Here is a 19,326-nt window from a genome sequence, read left to right as displayed (position 1 = left end):
CGTTAGGTTAGTAACCTTTCGAGACAGCCTCTTCGCTTGCCGCTTCAAGCGGTTTGCAAGATTCCCGCTCAATCAACTGGCCGTAGATGGAGATTTTGGAGGGGCTCCCGCCAAAGTCGATTTTGCGAATGAGGAAATCGACGGCCTCGCAGCCTAGCTGCTCGCGCTGTACTTGAATCGTCGTGAGGCGAGGTGTGATCATTTGAGCTGCTTCTATATCATCGAACCCTGCCACGGAAATATCGTCAGGCACTTGATAGCCTTGAGCGAGCAAGATCTGAATCAGCGATATCGCGATGCGATCATTGGCGCAGATCATGGCTGTAGGCAGCGATTGCCTCTTATGCACGAACTCTGCCAGTGCGTTGTCATCCGGACTTGCATGCAGCGTTTCGAGCGGTGCAAAACCTGCGATACAGTGGTTCATATCGATGGTCAGCCGTGCGTCAGACATCGCATTTTGAAAGCCTGTCCAGCGTTCTTTGAAGCTCTTGGTCATATTCTCGGACCCAATAAAACCAATGCGCTTGTGGCCTCTGGCGATGAGGTGCGAAGCTAACTTGTAGGCCTCTTCGGCGTTTGCTGTCACAACGGCATCCAATTGCAGGCTGTCGTAATAATGGTCTACGGTCACAAGCGGCGCTCCTAATTCGTGGAGCATACGGGCATAATCGGTGTGGAACACGCCAATCATCAGCATGCCATGAAACACCATCTCATGATAGAGTTCAGGCAGGATTAATTGCTGTTCCATATCCTTGGTAACTCCACATAGAATAGCGGTATAACCATGCTCCTTGGCTCTTTTCTCGATGGACCAGAACATTTCGTAGTAGAAGATGGTATCGGTGCGAATGAATTCAGGAATGAGGACGAGCAGATGTTGCGGCTTTCTCCTATTCCTGGGTTCAGTACGATAGTTCAAAAGGTTAGCCGCTTCAAAAACGCGCGCGCGCAGTTCCTCACTGACACCGGCTTTGTGATTGAGCGCGAGCGAAACCGCATTTTTGGAAATGCCCAGACGATCAGCGATGTCTTGCATGGAGGTTTTCGAATGCATGGAGAGGTTCCCCCTTAAGCGTGATGTAGAATCTACTTGAATTTTATAAGCGAAAATTGGATTTGTAAAGTACTTGTAATGTGTGTGATGGATTTACAAAATGAAGCTTTCCAGACGCTCCAATTTCTCAGGAGACCACGGCCCGGCATTGTCGAAATAGAGAATGGAGGACGGTTCCATGTCCCATCGAATATCTCTTCGAGCAAGGGACAGGCTGAATTGCTGCCAATTGTCCAGTTTCCACATATCCAGCGCAGAACCTCGCGCGCGAATTCGTTCCTGATAGCTTGTTTCGTCAGGGAGATAGACGAAAAGGGCTTTGACACAGACATCTTGAAGCGTAGCCCCAATACGTGATAGTTCGTGTTCAAGCCAGGATGGCTCCGAGATTTCTCGGGTGAAAGGGCCAATAACAAGGGCATCCAAGCCTAGCTCCAGGTTCTCAAGAGCAGCATCCATCGTAATCCGGTAGCCCAGATCGCGACAGTGCTTTTTGTAAGTGGGTGAATCTCGATCATCCGGATCCAGCCCGAGAAGGGTCATAATCGTTTCTGCCGCGGGACGCAGCAGCGTGTCCATGTCCAGAAAAGCACCGCCATGCTTGCGGGCCCATGCTTTGGCCAACGTCGTTTTGCCTGCACCTGCAGGACCTAAGAAAAATATAAGTTTTCGCATACCTAACCTCCAGACTAGAGAACCTATAGGGATATTGTAAAAGGATTGTAACATAAGGGGGATTGCACCCCAATTTTTAAGGAAATTTTAAGCTAATTTTTATCTAATTTTAAGGTTGAGGCCACAATTGGTTCATAACTTTCAAGTAAAATGCTGTAACATAGGGGAGTTAAACCATATTGAAGGGATTCGATAGAGATGAATAATAAAAAGAATCCACTTGTCGGAAGTGGACAGGGCACCTCAACCCTATCTTTGGCAGCATCTGGAGCCCTAAAAAAGCAAGTGCCAGCTACGAACACATCGTTTTCACCCATGATGCCGCATTCAGACAGAGCCATGACAACACAGACGAATTGGCCAACGGAAGGATGGGAATTAACAACACCAGAAGCGCAGGGCTTGCACTCATCAGCACTTGCGAAGATGCTCAAAATATTTCGCCATCAAGCGGTACATAGTGTAGCCGTTATTCGCAACGGTCATTTGGTAGCCGAGGCCTATAACGAAGGAACAGGTACAGATATCCTGCAAGATATGAAATCAGTGACCAAAAGCATAACATCCGCGTTAGTTGGCATAGCCTTATCCGAGTTTAAACTAAGCAGTATTGATCAAAAGGCCGCAGACTTTTTCCCGGAACTGGCTACCGATCCTGTGAAGTCCAAAATCATGCTCAAACACTTGCTGTCCATGACGTCAGGCACTTCCTGGGATAACGCTAACGAACGCTCGTCTGCTGAGATGATGTACGCTGAAGATTGGGTACAGTACATCCTGGAACGTCCGGCACAAGCTGAGCCAGGGGCTTCCTTCAATTACAGCAACGGCGATGCTCATCTTCTCTCAGCGATCATGACCAAAGCAACGGGAGAGTCCATGTTCGACTATGCCGTGTCGCGATTGTTCGGCCCACTCGGCATAAAGGAGATGAACTGGAACCAAGATCCCCAGGAGCATACCATCGGTGCATGGGCGATGGCGTTAACGCTCAGAGATATGGCGAAGCTTGGCTATCTGTACTTGAACGAAGGACAGTGGGAAGACAAGACACTTATTCCTCAGCCATGGATCCGTGAATCTCTGACTAGAAAGATAACTCTGAACTACAGTAATGGCACACAGGGCGGTTACGGCTTCTACTGGTGGTCCAAGACGCTTCCTCCGGGCTTGATAAAAGGCGATAAAAAAGCCTACGACATGTACTACGCCTCAGGCTCAGGCGGAAGACGCATTTTCGTTGTGCCGGATTTGCAGCTGGTTGTCGCGATGACGGCGGAATCAGCCGATGTTGATATGCCGGAGAATCTGCTGCATCATGTGGTTCAAGCCGTTAGATCGGCTAATCCGCTGCCCGAGAACAGCGTTGCCCAGGACGAACTGGAGCGTGCCATACGGTTGTTTAAAATGAGTGTAGAGTCTTAAAGGCGAAAGTATAAATAAGCTATTTGGCAGAATGAGATCCTCTAGCTTAGCTATGCGCGGAGATCAAGGAACATCAAGCCGCGATGATAGCAAAATGTGTCAGGATAGCGAGTTTGAGGGAACTACAGTACGCTATATTTCTGAAAACCGCGATATTCCACGCCAGAGGGAACTACGATCCGCTATGTCACCATTTCCCGGTTGGAATCGGCAGGTTCCGCTTAAATAGGGGATCTCAGTTCCCTTTCATGCTGCGTTTACCCCAGTTCCCGCCATATAGCGGATCATAGTTCCTTTTCACACTACGATCTCTGTCATTGCAAAGCCCAAAGGGAACTAGGATCCGCTATATTCTTGAAAACCGTTATGAAGATACTCATCTTAGGGCTGCAAAACCGCTTTTCTTGATGTGTTGGGTGGTTGGCTGCGGGAAATAAATTTTAGCGTGCCTATTCATCCGCTAGGGGTCTATGACCTAGGCTCCAGATAACAAAAAAAGGCGTCTAGCCAGGTATTCAACCTGGTGAGACGCCTTTTTCGTTGTCTACTACTGCTTTATTTCTTGGTTACTGACGTGAACCACTCGTTGACTTCTTTCGTGACCTGATCGCCGCCATTGGCTTTCCAACTCGCAACGAATTCATCAAATGCTGTAACTGGCAATTTGCCATAAATAATTTTGTTGAAGGTTTCCATTTCGGACTGACGCAGGAGGTTCCATTTGGAAATCATGGTTGGCGTCGCGGCACCCGTGAAATAGTTTTGCTTGCGGATGTCCATTTGCGACATAACGATCTTCGCGGCGTACCAATTTTCCGGTTTGCGGAAGTCAGCGAGCTGCTTTTCGTAAGGCGTTTCTGGTTTATTGCCATCTGCTAGTTTAACCAGGGTCTTCATATAAAGGTCTGGAATACGCGCCGGTCCTGTGATGAAGGTGAAATCATTGCTGAAGTCTTTGATTTTGTCTTTGTTGCTGGTGGGTTTACCGTCCACAATATCCCAGTCATAGCCTTGCGCAAAGCCGTTTTCGAATTTGCTGCCGGTCGGAGGGTTAGCCAAATTGTCCAACATGTAGTTGTAGTACATGAAGATGGCTTCCGGATGTTTCGCATCTTTATTAATCATGAAGCTGCTGTTCACGCCAGTGTTTTGCCATTTGGTACCAGCCAGTCCATCTGGACCCGCAGGAACCGGATAGGCTTTAAATTTAGAGCCTTTTACGGTTTTCAGCAAATCTGGACCTGGCCAATCCGGAATCCAGTTGGCACCTGGCAGAACGCCTGCATTCCCTTTTGTCCAGAACTCAGCTGTCTTATTCTCGTCCCACAAAGCAGAGTCAGGGTGAATATAGCCTTTGTTCATCCATTCTTGCAGTTTGGCGAGCGCTTGCTTAGAACCTGGATTGATGGAGCCGTATTCCAGATTGCCTTTGGCGTCCTTGTTCCATTGTTCCTCGATCGTTCCGTAAGCCCCGAATAACCAATCGAGTCCACCTAACCAAGTGTTCGTATTCCCTTTCAAGGAAATCGCGAGCGGATAGACGTCCTTCGAAGCAAGCCCGTCCGGGTTCTGGTTTTTGAATTTGTCCATGACGTTCTCTAATTCTGCGATCGTCTTGGGAGCTTTAAGATTCAGCTTTTCCATCCAATCTTCCCGCAGCCATAACAACGTATCATCGTTGTCCGTATATTCAAGGATAGGCAGGTTGTATTTCTTGCCATTCCGTGTGAAAGGGTACCATAGTTCCGGATGTTGAATGGTATGGTCCTTCCAAATTTTGTTGGCATACTTGTCAAATAGCGTGTCGATTGCCACAAACTGGCCGGAATCGATCAGTTGATTAGTTAGTACTGGGTCGGTAGGTACGTATACGAAATCAGGCAGTTTCTCGCCGGAAGCAATCGCCAACTGAAGTTTTTGCTTATATTGATCCCCGCCAGCAGGGTACCAGGTATCTTTGTGCTTGATACCGAGCTGCTCCAGCATCCAACGGTCGTGTACATTGTTTTCCTGGGTATCGCCTTTAACATACTTCTTTGGCGGGGTGAACATGACAACCGTGCTGATATCAATTGGCGGATCGTATTTGCCTTTGCTGAATGCAGCATCGGAAGCTGCTGTGACGTCTTTGGAACCGCTGTTGGCTGACTTCGCATCCTCGCCGGACTTCCCGGTACAGGCCGTAATGACCATGAGTGCCGTAACTGCAAGCAGCATCCATGATTTTTTGGATTTACCCATTTTTGATTTCCCCCTACGGTGTAAGATTACTACCTTGTTAACTCTACCAACTTATTGGGGAAGGTATCTATATGATTATTTTAGTTTCGGTAAGACTTTGTTAGGCAATTACAGACTGTCTCTAAATTCTTGCGGCGTTACGCCAAATTGGCGTTTGAACACTTTAATAAAGTAAGCAGGGTCCAGGTAGCCGACGTCCATGCTGATTTCATACACCTTTTTGTCGGTTGTCCTGAGCAAATGGCAGGCACGCTCCATACGGAGCGAGGACATGTAATCGCTGATTCCTTGACCGGTTTCAATCTTATATATTTTGGACAAATGTGTCGGATGCAGGTTCACATGATCGGCCAGTGCCCGCAGCGAAACATCCAGATGCAGGTTTTTTTCGGCAAAGTCCTGGACTTTCTGGACATACAACGAGCGATTATCTTTCACTTCATTCGAGGTGCTTTCCTTGAATTTGTCGAGCACGCCCAGCGACCATTTTCTTAGCTTGCTGATGGAGCTGAAAGCTTCTCCACTTTGCAGAAGATCAATCTCACTTCCAAGTAATTTGGCTAATGTATAGCCGTTCCGATGCGCGAGATGAGTGAACGAAGAGGCGATAACATAGCCAGCTTCCATACAATGCTCCCAGGATTCAGCCCATCTCTCGTCTAGTTCTGCGAACACGTTCACGAGCTTGTCTTCCACGGCATCCCAACGACCAACCTCAAGCAGGTTAATCAAGGTAGGCGGGATATGGATAGCTTCCAAGATGCCCTTCGTGACATTCTGCTCTAAGTCGCCAACACGCATGATAAATTCCCGCTCTTCCCCGACAATTTGCCGGAAATAAGCGGAAGCTTGCCGATAATGATCCGATAGCTTGTCCGGGAAGTGAAACCACTCGGTCATGACGATGGACAGAGAGCCTTTCAAGAATTGTTTCACCTTATACTGGAGCTGGATGGCAAGCTTCTCTAGGATGGTCTCTTTCCCAGTATCCGAATGATCTCCCTTTAGCTGAAACAGAAAAGCGAGATATCCAAGCTCTTCCTTAACGCCCCAGACTTCCGTATACTCGCCGAATATCTCTTCCGCCATGTTGATGATTGCGTATTCCATTAATTGCTGACCATTGTTTTTATATTGTCCGAATTCTTCTTCCATACGCACGAGCATCAGGGCACAGTCTCCATCGTGAAACGGCAAACCGTAATTTTCTAGCTTCCTGCTCCACTCTTCAGCTGGCATTCGATGACCTCGCAACGCGTCGAGCAGCAATTGGCCGCGAAGCAGCGGCAAATTTTCCCGAAGCGTGAACTGGGTGCGTTCATAGGAGCTAACGCTTTCCCATTCATTCGTCAATTGATCAATTGCAGCGCGGACTGCACCGAACAATTCATTGTCTGTTGGCGGTTTAAGCAAGTAGTCTACGGCCTTATTGCGGACGGCTTCTTGGGTAAATTCAAAGTCAGAATGACCGGATAAAATGATGCACTTAATTTTTTTGTCAAACTTGCGAATTCGCTCGATCAGCTCAATGCCCGTCATTTCGGGCATCAGAATATCGGATATGACGATATCGATCGGATGCGTTTCGAGGATTTGAAGCGCCTCATGAGCAGAATAAGCTTTATGAACCTGCTCGATGCCGAGCGTATGCCAAGGTTTATGCATGGATAAGTTCTCTACCCAGTGAGCTTCATCGTCTACTATGATCATTTGCATGTTAGGTGCCCCCTTGTATGAATGGATGATGGCGATGCTCGTCTCCGGTCGTTAGTTCCCAAATGATTTCTGTCCGGAATCCGCCAAGCAGCGACTTCTTGAAAGACAGGTAAGATTGTTCTCCGAATTGGTGAAGGATCCGCTGATTGGTATTCCACAGCCCACAGCCCATTTGATCTTGCAAAGGCTCCCGTAATTTGCGATTCAAGGCCTCTTGCAACTCATCCGGCATGCCGGGACCATCGTCATCGATGTAAATCCGGCAGAAACCGTCCGACATCTCGCCGCTAATGCGAATCTCCCCGGAAGAATAGGATTTGGCAACGCCATGGATGATGGCATTTTCTACAATCGGCTGGAGCATCAAGCGCGGCACTTGTTGGTTCAGCATCTCAGCAGGAATATCGATATGATACTCAATTCTGCCGTTACGCAGCTTCTGAATGTCCAAATAGTTGACGATCAGCCGAATTTCTTCGTCCAGACTAGCCGTTTGCTTCTCCATACGAGTCGTGTAACGGTAGTAGGCGCTTAAATTAAAGGCCATAGAAACGACAGCTTCCTCGTTCTTCATCTGGGCCATATTGACAATGTAGCCAAGGCAGTTGTAGAGGAAATGAGGATTAATTTGGGCTTGCAGTTGCTTGAGCGTAGCATCCCTAGCCCGGAGCTTCTCATTGAGTACGTTCTCAATTAAACTTTGAATTTGCTGAGACATATCATTGAATCGATAAAACAGAAACGAGAACTCATTGTTCACATTGGCATTGATCCTGACCGAGAAATCTCCCCGCTGGACGCTCTGTAATCCGCGAATCAACTTTCTGATAGGACGCTGAACATTGCGATATAGCAGCACGGAGGCTGATAAGCCAAACACAAACAACAACACCATTGCTAAGTAGAATAGATTGCGACTAAACGATATGGGCCCCAAAATTTGATCAAGTGGTGCAATATCCACCAAATACCAATCTAACTGGGGGGATCTCACAGCACTGACCAAGTAATTTTTGCTTTCTAAACGAATGACCTGCTGCATCGTATCTGCCAGAGTCTGGCCGTCCAAGTAATGGATGAGGTCACTCGACAGCTGCAGGGATGCGCTGCGATTCAGAATCGGAGTTTCGCCTTTGTGATAGAAGAAGGGGTCGCCTTGCCCCCCTGACTTGTACGTGTCCAGCATGTTCTGAATATTCTCGGGACCGAAGCTGGCTTCTACCACCAGATTGCTTCCGCTGAGCGTATCCCGTTGGCCGAAGGAATCTGTGTAGAACCAATAAAAGGATTTCAGGCCACCTTGGAGCAAGGTTTCCCCGTCGCCATAGGTCCATTTTCCTGTCATATTCCTCTTCAAGTAATCCTCATTATATTCGGATGCTTTAATGGCATTTGAAATGGCCTCTTTGTTCTGTTGGGAATAAACCGTATATTTAACCGGCCAGATGTTCATAACGCCAGACTGCAGCACCATCTTTTCTTGAACAACAAATCTAGTCTGCATCCGATCATAGCGATCTTCCCAGAGGTTTAACCCGTTGAATTTCTGGACATTGGGGTCCTTGGAGAAGGTCGTGACAAAGTCCGTCATCTGATTGATCCTGGAATCAATTTGGCTGGATAGAAAAGACAGCTGTTTGATGTTGGACACTTGAAGTTCTTTCCCAATAACATCGAAAGCAGTTCTGTTGGAATAGGTAAATACAAGGATAATCGGTATGAACAAAAGGATGATCAGACCGTTCATTTTGGCGAATAGACTAAATTTGGTGCCGATCCTTCTTTTCATGAATGCAATGCCCGTTCTAAGCTCCATCATCGATCCCTCCGGAAGATATCCCTAACAAAACCCTATCAATCCTAAGAATGTCTTATAGTTTCAGGGCAAAGTTTGTTGATACTATATATATCAGGGTTTCTCCAAATACACAAATGAGTTTTTATGGAACGGGGTAGAGAGCTATGGATGCGAACACGGTACAACAAGTATCCCAAAAGAACACTAAACGCGCGAAAAAGATAAGCGGCTACAAGCAGCCTTGGATGCTTCATTTCATGGTATTGCCAGCTGTTATACTGGTATTCGTTTTTGCTTATCTGCCCATGTCAGGTATCGTTATGGCCTTTCAGGATTATAAGGCAGCTTTGGGCGTAACCGGTTCTCCGTGGGTCGGCTTGAAGCATTTTCGATATATGTTTGAGAATGAATACTTTCTGAAAATCACGTGGAACACGTTGTTTTTTGCTTGTTCCAAAATCGTGATGAACTTAGTTATACCTTTTATTTTTGCTCTGTTTTTGAATGAAGTTAGGAACATGGGGCTCAAAAGATCCATCCAAACACTGGTCTATCTACCGCATTTCCTTTCCTGGGTCACACTTGCTGGGATTCTGATTGATATGTTAGCCCAGACAGGGCTGATCAACCAGTTCATCACGAATGTGTTCGGCATCAAACCCATCTTCTTCCTCGGCGACGGCAATTGGTTCCGATTCACGATTATTTTCAGTGATGTATGGAAGGAATTCGGATTCAATATGATTATTTTCCTGGCTGCGTTAGCGGGTATCAATCCAGCCTTGTACGAAGCAGCAGAAGTCGACGGAGCTACGCGGCTGAAGCAAACCATGCATATTACCATACCATCGCTTATTCCCATCGCCATCGTCGTTGCAACTTTGGCATTAGGAAACGTTCTAAACGCCAACTTCGACCAAGTGTTTAACTTGTATAGTCCTTTGATCTATCAACAGGGTGATATTATCGACACGTTTGTATACCGGGAAGGCCTTCTTGGCGGACAATTCAGCTTTGCGACGGCAGTTGGTCTATTCAAATCCATGATCAGCTTAATTTTGATCGTCATATCCTACCGTCTTGCTTATAAATTTGCTGGATATCGAATCTTCTAGGGGGAGCCGCTTATGTATCACAAAACGCTGTCATATCGTATATTTTCTATCATAAATAATATCATCTTGGTCGCTGTCTCTATTCTTTGCTTGCTTCCATTGTTCCACTTGCTGATGGTATCTCTGAGCGCGAGCGCTCCTGCTAACGCCGGATTAGTTACGTTTTGGCCGATTGGGTTTACCTTTGAGGCCTACGCCAAAACCTTCAACAACGCGAATTTCCTTTCCTCCCTTTGGGTTTCCGTACAACGTACAGTCCTTGGGACAGCGCTTGCCATGTTCGTTAATGCCATTGCGGCTTATGCACTCTCGAAAGATAGCCGAATCTTTCGCGCTCGCAATATCTATCTTTGGTATTTTGTCATAACCATGCTGTTCAGTGGAGGCCTGATTCCGACCTATATTCTTATCCTGAAGCTCGGTCTGATGAATACACTCATGGCCCTGATTCTGCCGGGATTAGTTGCAGTCTATAACATCATCCTGCTGCTCAACTTCTTTCGCACAGTGCCTAAAGATCTGGAGGAAGCCGCTTTTATAGATGGAGCCGGGCACTTCCGATCATTCATTTTGATCTACTTGCCGATCTCGCTGCCAGCGATTGCGACCGTTGCTTTGTTTACGATGGTCGGGCATTGGAATGCATATTTCGATGGATTGATTTATATGAAGGATTCGAAGAACCTGCCGCTTGCAAGTTTTATGCAGACGATTATCGTGCAGAGGGATATGACGAAGTTGGATCCGGGAACGGTTGCCAATCTGTCCGAACGAACCGTTCGGGCATCGCAGATCTTTATTGGAGCCTTGCCAATTTTGCTGGTGTACCCTTTTCTGCAGCGGTACTTTGTTAAAGGGATTACGATTGGGGCAGTTAAAGAATAAGGATAAGGCTGAACCGAGGAAGAACGCTGTGACCGTTGTGGTCATGGCGTTCTTTTTTTGTTCAAATATAAGAGTTTATATGTTTTGGAGTGAAAGCGGAGTTGCTCCAGCTGCCTCGCGGGGGCGTAAGGGAACTACAGTCCGCTATTCTAGCCATAAGTGTCATTATCGGGAGGTTGAGGGAACTACAGTCCGCTATTCTGCTGTTTCATGGGAATTTCAACACTTTTTATGGAAATAAGACCCTGTAGTTCCGCTATGACCCTCGCATGCCTACTTTTTGCCTAATTAGCGTCCCCTAGTTCCCTTACTAGGTTTTGCTGCTAAGAAGAGACGGATCTATCAGGGCGGCGAAGCCGTTTTTTTCATAACGTGCGAATTTGAAAAAGCAATTTCAAAAGATTTCCTTTTTGAAATTATGTTCATTTTAATTTGATCTTTTTTTCTAAAGTTTACATTCACCTGACAAACGTAGAATTAAATCATGATATAATTCCTTTTGTTCTGAGCATAAGAGAGTGGCAAGTATCGGAGCAAGGGAGGGGACGCAGATAAAAAAATATTAAAAAAGCCGCTATCCATTAGCTTTTGGCGGGGCACATGGATAGACGACTGATGAGGCTTCATAGCGAATGAGAATGCTCTTTCGTTAGGAAGTTCTACTCTATAATGTAACAGAAATTGGAATCTGGATGCAAATCAACATTAGAAGAACGGACAGCAAGATAGATGTATGACACATCTACCGATTTCAGGGAGGCGAATTTTATTCATGTTTCAATATATAAGTAAGCATAAGAAGTGGTACAGCCTCATTATGACCCTTGTTATGTTAGCAACAATGGGGCTTCCACTGCAGCCCCTTGGAGCAGAAGCGGTTGCATCCACTTTAGTAAAGTGGGACTTTGCCAACTCTACGCCAACCGCAACGGAGGGAATACCGGAGAACCTGGCCAAGCAAGTATCTGTCGTCGGGGCAGGCAGCCTGGGGTATGTGGCAGGAGCCTCAGATAAGGCTGCTTCGGCATCCAACTGGTCAGCGAACAGTTCCTACTGGGAAGCCCCCTTGGTAACAACGGGATACACGGACATTCAATTGTCATCCAAACAGGGAAGTTCCAATACAGGCCCTAAGGATTTTAAAGTCCAGTATAGTTTAGACCATTCCTCATGGATAGATGTACCGAGTGGTGTTGTTGTGAATGCCAACAATTTTACGTCAGGTGTGTTAAGCAATCTTAACTTGCCTTCTGAGGCAGCCAATAAAAACATCGTTTACGTGAGATGGGTAGTTAACTCCGGTATAGCTGTTAACGGTGCGGCGATCGCGAGTGGAGGGACGAGCAAAATTGATGATATTGTCATCACAGGAATCTCAACAAACCCTTCGAATACGCCGCAATCAGCAGCTCCAGTCGCAGCTAAGATTTCTTTTCCTACATTAACTAATGTAAAGGGAACAGCTGGAGCGGTAGGAAGCAGTGTGCAGGTTGCTGTATATTATGACGACAATGCCCTAGCTGGAGCAACAACAGCTGCGGTAGACGGCTCGTTTGATCTAACGATCACCAACGCGCAGTCCAAAGCCTCCGTGTTTATCATGGCGACAGAAAATGGCAAAGATCCAAGCAATAAGGTTCAGATTAACCTAGCGGCAGCACCGAAGACAGCGCTCCCTGTTGCATCGAAAATCACATTCCCTACTGTGTTGACGATCAATGGTGCCGCAGGAGCTGTTGCAGCGAACAGTTCCGTCACGATCAACTTGGCGGATAATTCGTTAGCTGGTTCAGGAACGGCAGGAGCAGATGGTTCTTTTGCCATTAGCCTAACAAATCCAAACTCGAATTCCGTCGTATATGTTACTGCGCAGGAGCAAGGAAAAGCGAGCAGCGACAAGGTGGCTATTACGCTTGCTACCCTTGCCAACTCTTACAAAGCTGGAGACATTGTCTTTAGTCAATTGTATGTAAATGGCGGTAATAGCGGAGCGTTCTATAAAACCAAATTTTTTGAACTGTATAACACGACAGACCAAGATATTAATTTGAATGGCTGGTCTGTTGCTTACTCATCAGCCGCTACGATGGCTTTTGCGGCAGGCAAACCGCTGTCAGGTATGATCAAAGCGCATGGCTACTACTTGATTGCCGGAAACACAGGCGCAACAGGTGCAGCTCTGCCTGTGAAAGCCGACATCGATTTGGGAAGCGGGATAAACCCAAGTGCATCAACAGGAGGGGCGATTGTTCTTGCCAAGAAGACGGATGCTGTAACAGGCGCAGCTGACACGGATGTTATCGACTTGTTGGCTTTTACGAACGCTTCGACAACGACATTTAAAAACCCGCTTTACTGGGGACAACCTTTTGTAGCTACGAATCTAGGAAGCGGTACGATCTTACGGAAAACGATGGAAGGATCGGATCCAAGAGGTGCGGTCGGTTCAAACAATGGCTGGTTTACGAAAGATCCATCCAAGGATTTTGTTGTGAATGCACCTTCTTCCACCAGCAATCCGGCTGAAATTATTATTCGCAATTCAAGCTATATGATTTCACCAGTTGCTTCCAAAATTACGCTTTCCACAAGTGGAAACACAAGTCAGGCAGTGGGCACAGCAGGAGCGGTTCCAGGCGCTTCAACTGTAAAAGCCTACCTTGAGAACAATGGTGTAGTAACAAGTGCAGCTCAAGCTACAGCTGCTGCAGATGGATCTTTTACACTGAGCTACGCGAATTCCACCAATAACCCTACTGTTTATCTCACACATACGGATACACAAGAAAGCAAATACACACAGATTCAAGTAGCTGGATCTAACACGCAGACGTCTACAATTGCTAATTTACGTAAAAACGATATAAACGGATTCCCGCTTAGTCTAGGCTACACCGCTACGATCGAAGGGGTTATTACCTCAACGAATGGTGCGCTGGGCAGCGAATTAGCAAGCTTTTACGTGCAGGATGCTACAGGCGGTATGAATATTATTAGCCCTATTTCTCCTACCTATGAAGTTAAAGTTGGCAAAAAATTGCGTTTGACAGGTCATGTTGTCATGACTAGCGGTACAACACAATTTGTTCCTTCAACGGTAACGGAATTAGGAGATGACACGGCCCCAGTACCTGTATCTATTCCTCTAACAGCCCTGAGCAGTTACGCGACGGCGGAACAACTGGAAGGAAAACTCGTTTCTTTTAAAGCGAAAGTGACGAATATTCCTGCATCTGGTCCGGATTACAACGTAACGGTTACAGATGAATCAGACAACACAGCGATCGTGAGTCTCTTAAGCACTACAGGCATTGACGTGGCTGGCGGGGCTGTGACACTTGGTGAAACCTATACCTTCACGGGGATTGTGAAGCAAGCCAAGATCACTTCGCCTTATACGAGCGGTTATATGGTAATGCCGAGAGCAGCTTCTGACATTTTGGGAGAGCTGCAAATTGCTCACACGCCGTTAACGAAAGCGTATATCGGTGTCGATACGAGCTTCAAAGCTTCCGTGAAGTTTGCGGATCGTGTAACGGTTTGGTACAAAGGGCAGCTTGATGCTGCGTATACACCAATTGCTTTAGCTTCAGCAGATAAGCTGAATTACAACGGCAAAATTGCTGCAGGCAGCATGCCAACCGGAAAGCTCTTGTATTATATCGAAGCTGTGAACCAGAGTACCACCAAAAGTGTAGGCAGCAGCTCAGCCCCTATTACCGTGGATATTGTGGAAGATACAGATGGACCGGAGTATACAGATCTGCTTCCTCTAGAGGGAGATGAGCTGGAAACCAAACATCCGGCTATATCAGCTACTCTGGATGATGCGAATGGTGTTGATCCTGCCTCCATTCGGATTTATATCGATGATCTAGCACATGAATTTACATCTAAGGCCGTAATCACAGAGACGAGAATTAAGCTGGTCTTAACGACAGCTGATGATTTGAGTGCCGGAGAGCATACCATCATTCTTAAAGGCCAAGATAAACTTGGCAATGCCTCCACAAAATCATGGAAGTTCAAAATTGCGGAAAGATTCGTCGGCGGTAATCACTATTACGGGACAACGCATAACCATACGAACATTTCTCATGATGCGGATGGTTCGCCGGAAAGTGCCTTGCTTGCAGCGAAAGCGCACCATTACGACTTTTTCGCTTTTTCTGATCACTCTCATGATATCGACTCTTCCTTAGTCGGCTCGGATAACGTGGATCACAACGGGATGCCAGAGCGGACAGGCGGATCGAACTGGGCGTTGACCAAAAGCCTCGCAAAAGATTATACGAAGGATGGAAGTTTCGTTGTATTCCCAGCCTTCGAAATGACTTCAACAACTTGGGGACATTCCAATGTATTTGGAACATCGAATTTTATCGACCGGGTTGAAAGCGGCGGCAAGTATCAAAACTTGCAGAACTACTATGCTTGGGTTCTGACTTACGATAATATCGTGGCTCAATTCAATCACCCGGCTATGTCAGCCAATGCTTTCGATAATTTTATTCCCTATGATAAAAATGTTGATCGACTCTTTACGATGTTAGAAGTAGGTAACGGTTCTGGTAAGTATTCGTATGCCAACGCGCAGGATAAATTCTTCAGTGCGCTTGATCTAGGATGGCATGTCGCTCCGACGTATGGAGAAGACAACCATGATGCGACATGGGGAGAAACTAAGCAGCGTACGGTTATCGTCGCTAAGGATCTTACGCAAGACTCGCTAATGGACGCTATGCGCAAGAAAAGAGTTTACTTTACGGAAGATCCAAACGCCAAACTAGAAGTATCCGCCAGTGGCTGGTACATGGGTTCAACAACAGATTCCAAAACATTGGATTTTCAAATTGCTGGCAGTGATTCGGTTCTGGAACAGAAATCAGATCCTGCTTACAGCTATCTGAAAACCGTAAGCAATGACAATATTGCTAAGGTGGAACTCATTACGAACGGCGGAAGAGTGATAGACACTTATGTGCCTACAAAGGATAGTACTTCCTTTACTTGGTCGCCTACCGTTAATGTGATCGGCGGACAGCAATGGTTTGTGACACGGGTAACGCAAAAGGATGGAGATCGCATCTATTCGTCGCCGATATGGTCGCCAGTTGAGCCTATTGCGGTTAAAGTAAGCAATGTTTCTGCTGTTGAGGGAGCCGTTGTAGGTGGATATGATGCACCGCTCAAAGCAGGAATCAGCAACATGGGGACAGTGGATGTTACTAACCTCACGGCTCACTTTTACTATGATCAAGTAGATGCAGCTCATCTTATCGGTGATGCGCAAGTCGCTTCTCTGAAAACGAATAGTTCAACTACAGCTAGTGTGGTTTGGAGCAAGCCTCCAGCTGGAGATCATCGCGTCATCGTCGTTATGAATTCGACGGATCAAGATTTGGGAGACAATAAATTCGAACAAGCGTTTACTGTAAAACCTCCCCTTGGGAAAACAATCTTGATCGATGCTTCCAAGAACAATGAAAATACGACCAAAGATACAGGGACGTATAAAGATAACTTGAAGCTGTTTACAACGATGATGAGACAACAGGGATATACGGTAGCCGAGAATACGGCGGCTATTACAGACGATACGCTTAAATCTGCGGCTGTCTTGTATATTTCACACCCGTCGTCCAGTTATGGCTCTGCCGAGATTGCTGCTATAGCTAAATTTGTCGCACAAGGCGGATCTCTCTACTTAGCGGAGAAGAGCAATTATGGTGGTTCCAATCAAAATCTGAATGCCATTTTAGCAGGTGCAGGCTCAAGTCTTATGGTCAATAATGACGGCGTGTTCGATGAAACGACTGATGGGAACTTCTGGGGAACACCGCTGACCTCTAATTTCTCAGTCCGTGCTCATCCGAAGCCGGTTAGCAATAACTTAACCGATTTTGTTCCTACAATTGAATACTATAGTGGGTCCAGTGTGGCGAGAAATGATGGGAACGGCAATAAAGTTGCCTTGACCGATACGGATGCTTTGACGATTCTGGTTCGTGGGAATGAAACCACTTTCCAAGATGCGGCTCAAATCAAAGCAGATGGGGTCGCTTATAATCCCCGCACACCTAATGGAAAAGCGGGTCCAGCTTTAACTGATGTGACAGGGGGATCAGCGATTCCACTCGTTGCATCTGAAATTGTCGGCAAGGGCAGAATAATCGTTTCCGGCATGAACATTTTCAACGATAAACAAATGGATCAAACATTTAACGCCAAAGGAAATGATCCGTTTGCCCTGAATGTGATGAACTGGTTATCACACTTGGAACTCAAAGTAACGCCAATCGGTGACGCACGTAATTTAGCCGAAGGTACAACCGTTCTGGTCCAAGGCAAGGTAACGACAGCAGCAGGGAACTTCTTCGATTCAGCTTATGTACAAGATGAAACCGGCGGTATTATGGCGTTCAATGAAGTACCAGTTGGCACTCTTCAATTAGGTGATGTCGTTCGTGTATATGGACACATCAAAATTTTTGAAAATAATACAGAGCTCGAATTTGATAAATTTGATAACAGTATTGTGAAGGTTAGTTCAGGTACTCCGCTTGTGCCTAAAGGTGTGAGTACGAAGGATTCCATCTCGGATGCTTACCAAGGCCAATTGGTCAAGGTAACGGGTAAAGTCGTTGCAAGACCAGACACTACAACGTATGTAGTTAACGATGGTTCTGGCGAAGTTATGGTATTCGTGGATGGATACATTATTAATCAAAGCGGACCGATTCCTCAGCTGCAAGTGGGTGAAACCCTAGAGGCCGTTGGTCTTTCGGGCAAGTATTCACAAGGTGACCGGATCCGGGTACGGGATACGAAGGAACTGAAAAAAGTAACGTCCATGCCAGTGAAAGTAACCGGAGTAACGCTAGACAAAGCAGCAATAGGCTTAACAGTGGGAGCGCAAGAAACGTTGATGGCAGCAGTAGCGCCAACGGATGCGGCGAACAAAGCTGTGAAGTGGAGCACAAGCGATAGCAAAGTTGCCACCGTAGTGGACGGAGTTGTGACTGCGGTAAGCGCAGGAACAGCGACGATCACCGTGCAAACGGAGGATGGATCATTCGAGGCTGCGACGGTTGTGACGGTTAGCAGTAAGAACGAAGGAAGCGGCGGTAGTGGTGGTAGTGGCGGAAGCGGCAACAGCGGTACTTCTAGTTCATCTACGCCAACAACAACCCCTGAGGAACAGCCAGGGAAAGTAGTCATTTCTGCGGAACAGCTTAAATCGCAAGAAAGTGGAAAAACAACGATAGCAGTTAAATCCGATACGACAGAAGTGAAATTGCCATCCCATGCCTCTGAACTGCTTGGCAGCGGAAATCTGGTGATTAAGTCAGACAAGCTGGTGGTGGAAGTGCCGGCTAGTATTCTGAAACAGCTGGAGAGCAAGCTTACTTCGGAAGATCTTAAGGATAGCGCGATTTCGTTGAAATTGAGCCCAATCAACTCGGCGGAGGCCAAGACGATTATTGCTCAAAGCGAGCGTACGTCATCTGCGACAATTAAGCTGGCAGGCGAGGTGTATGAATTCAGTCTGTCGATCACCTCGGCAAACGGCAAAGTGGAGCAGCTATCGAAGTTCGATCAACCAATCGTGATTCGTTTGAAGGTAGATGCTAGTATGAATGAAAAGCTGGCAGGTATATTCTATATCTCTGATTCTGGAGAATTGACGTATATTGGCGGCGACTACAAAGATGGCGAGATCACAGCAGCCATCAGCCATTTTAGTAAATATGCCGTGCTGGAAGTGAAGAAAACATTCAAAGATGTGCCTGCGAGTCACTGGGCATTCAATGTGATTTCGGAGCTTACGGCTAAGCAGATGCTAAGCGGAACTGGAGAGTCAACGTTTGAACCTTCTCGCTCAATCACGCGTGCTGAGTTTACAACGATGCTCCAGAACGTAATGAAATGGAGTGACGAGAGCACACAAGCGGTCTTCTCCGATGTGCCTGCAACGGCTTGGTATGCGAAAGCTGTAGCAAGTGCTAATCAAGCAGGCATTGTTACGGGCAAAAGTGCCACCCAATTCGATCCTAATGGTCTCATCACGCGTGAGGAAATGATTACGATGACGATGAGAGCCTACGAGAAGTTTGGCGGTACGAAGGCTCAGGTTCAAAAGGATACCAGATTTGACGATATGAATCTCGTTTCTTCATGGGCCCAAGAGCACGTGCAGAAGGCTGCTAAACTGGGCCTCATTCAAGGAAGGGCGCAAGGGCAATTTGATCCTTCGGGCATGACTTCCCGCGCAGAAGCGGCACAAATCATTTATAACTTACTTGGCAATAAATAAATCATTTTACCGAAAGGGAGAGAGGGACCATTCCGAGAGGATGGCATCCCTCTTCCTTTTCTCTACATTATTTTAACTAAAATGGGGGATTTTC

The 19,326-nt window shown here is 46.6% G+C and carries 9 protein-coding genes; 4 read left to right on the top strand and 5 right to left on the bottom strand.

What is annotated here, in order from left to right; all coding sequences use genetic code 11:
- Window positions 1–7: 7 nt before the first annotated feature.
- Together LOZ80_RS27880 and LOZ80_RS27875 are read right to left on the bottom strand one after the other, a co-directional pair.
- Entirely contained in the window at window positions 8–1,060 is a 1,053-nt protein-coding gene (locus LOZ80_RS27880) for a LacI family DNA-binding transcriptional regulator (RefSeq protein ID WP_238167718.1), read from the bottom strand.
- A gap of 93 nt (window positions 1,061–1,153) precedes the next feature.
- Entirely contained in the window at window positions 1,154–1,735 is a 582-nt protein-coding gene (locus LOZ80_RS27875; RefSeq protein WP_238167717.1) for a P-loop nucleotide/nucleoside kinase family protein, read from the bottom strand.
- A gap of 198 nt (window positions 1,736–1,933) precedes the next feature.
- Between LOZ80_RS27875 and LOZ80_RS27870 the strand changes: the two genes are divergently transcribed.
- Entirely contained in the window at window positions 1,934–3,160 is a 1,227-nt protein-coding gene (locus LOZ80_RS27870) for a serine hydrolase domain-containing protein (protein WP_238167716.1), read from the top strand.
- Window positions 3,161–3,715: 555 nt separating this feature from the next.
- Here LOZ80_RS27870 and LOZ80_RS27865 read toward each other — a convergent pair.
- The 3 genes from LOZ80_RS27865 to LOZ80_RS27855 all read right to left on the bottom strand — a co-directional run bounded on the left by LOZ80_RS27865 (window position 3,716) and on the right by LOZ80_RS27855 (window position 8,936).
- Window positions 3,716–5,401, bottom strand: a complete 1,686-nt coding sequence (locus LOZ80_RS27865) for a type 2 periplasmic-binding domain-containing protein (RefSeq protein WP_238167715.1) — start codon at window positions 5,399–5,401, stop codon at window positions 3,716–3,718.
- Between the two features lie 108 nt (window positions 5,402–5,509).
- Entirely contained in the window at window positions 5,510–7,117 is a 1,608-nt protein-coding gene (locus LOZ80_RS27860; RefSeq protein ID WP_238167714.1) for a response regulator transcription factor, read from the bottom strand.
- 1 nt (window position 7,118) lies between these two features.
- Window positions 7,119–8,936 carry a sensor histidine kinase gene (locus tag LOZ80_RS27855; RefSeq protein WP_238167713.1) on the bottom strand — a complete coding sequence of 606 codons (1,818 nt, stop codon included), beginning with the start codon at window positions 8,934–8,936 and terminating at the stop codon, window positions 7,119–7,121.
- A gap of 143 nt (window positions 8,937–9,079) precedes the next feature.
- Between LOZ80_RS27855 and LOZ80_RS27850 the strand changes: the two genes are divergently transcribed.
- From LOZ80_RS27850 to LOZ80_RS27840, 3 genes are all read left to right on the top strand, one after another.
- Entirely contained in the window at window positions 9,080–10,030 is a 951-nt protein-coding gene (locus tag LOZ80_RS27850) for an ABC transporter permease (protein ID WP_189010900.1), read from the top strand.
- Window positions 10,031–10,042: 12 nt separating this feature from the next.
- Window positions 10,043–10,915, top strand: a complete 873-nt coding sequence (locus tag LOZ80_RS27845; protein WP_238167712.1) for a carbohydrate ABC transporter permease — start codon at window positions 10,043–10,045, stop codon at window positions 10,913–10,915.
- Window positions 10,916–11,687: 772 nt separating this feature from the next.
- Window positions 11,688–19,232, top strand: a complete 7,545-nt coding sequence (locus LOZ80_RS27840; protein ID WP_238167711.1) for an S-layer homology domain-containing protein — start codon at window positions 11,688–11,690, stop codon at window positions 19,230–19,232.
- Window positions 19,233–19,326 lie beyond the last annotated feature (94 nt).

This window comes from Paenibacillus sp. HWE-109 (assembly GCF_022163125.1).
Classification (GTDB): domain Bacteria; phylum Bacillota; class Bacilli; order Paenibacillales; family NBRC-103111; genus Paenibacillus_E.
The sequence above is the reverse complement of the archived record's forward strand: the minus strand, read 5'-3'. Positions and strand labels throughout refer to the sequence as shown.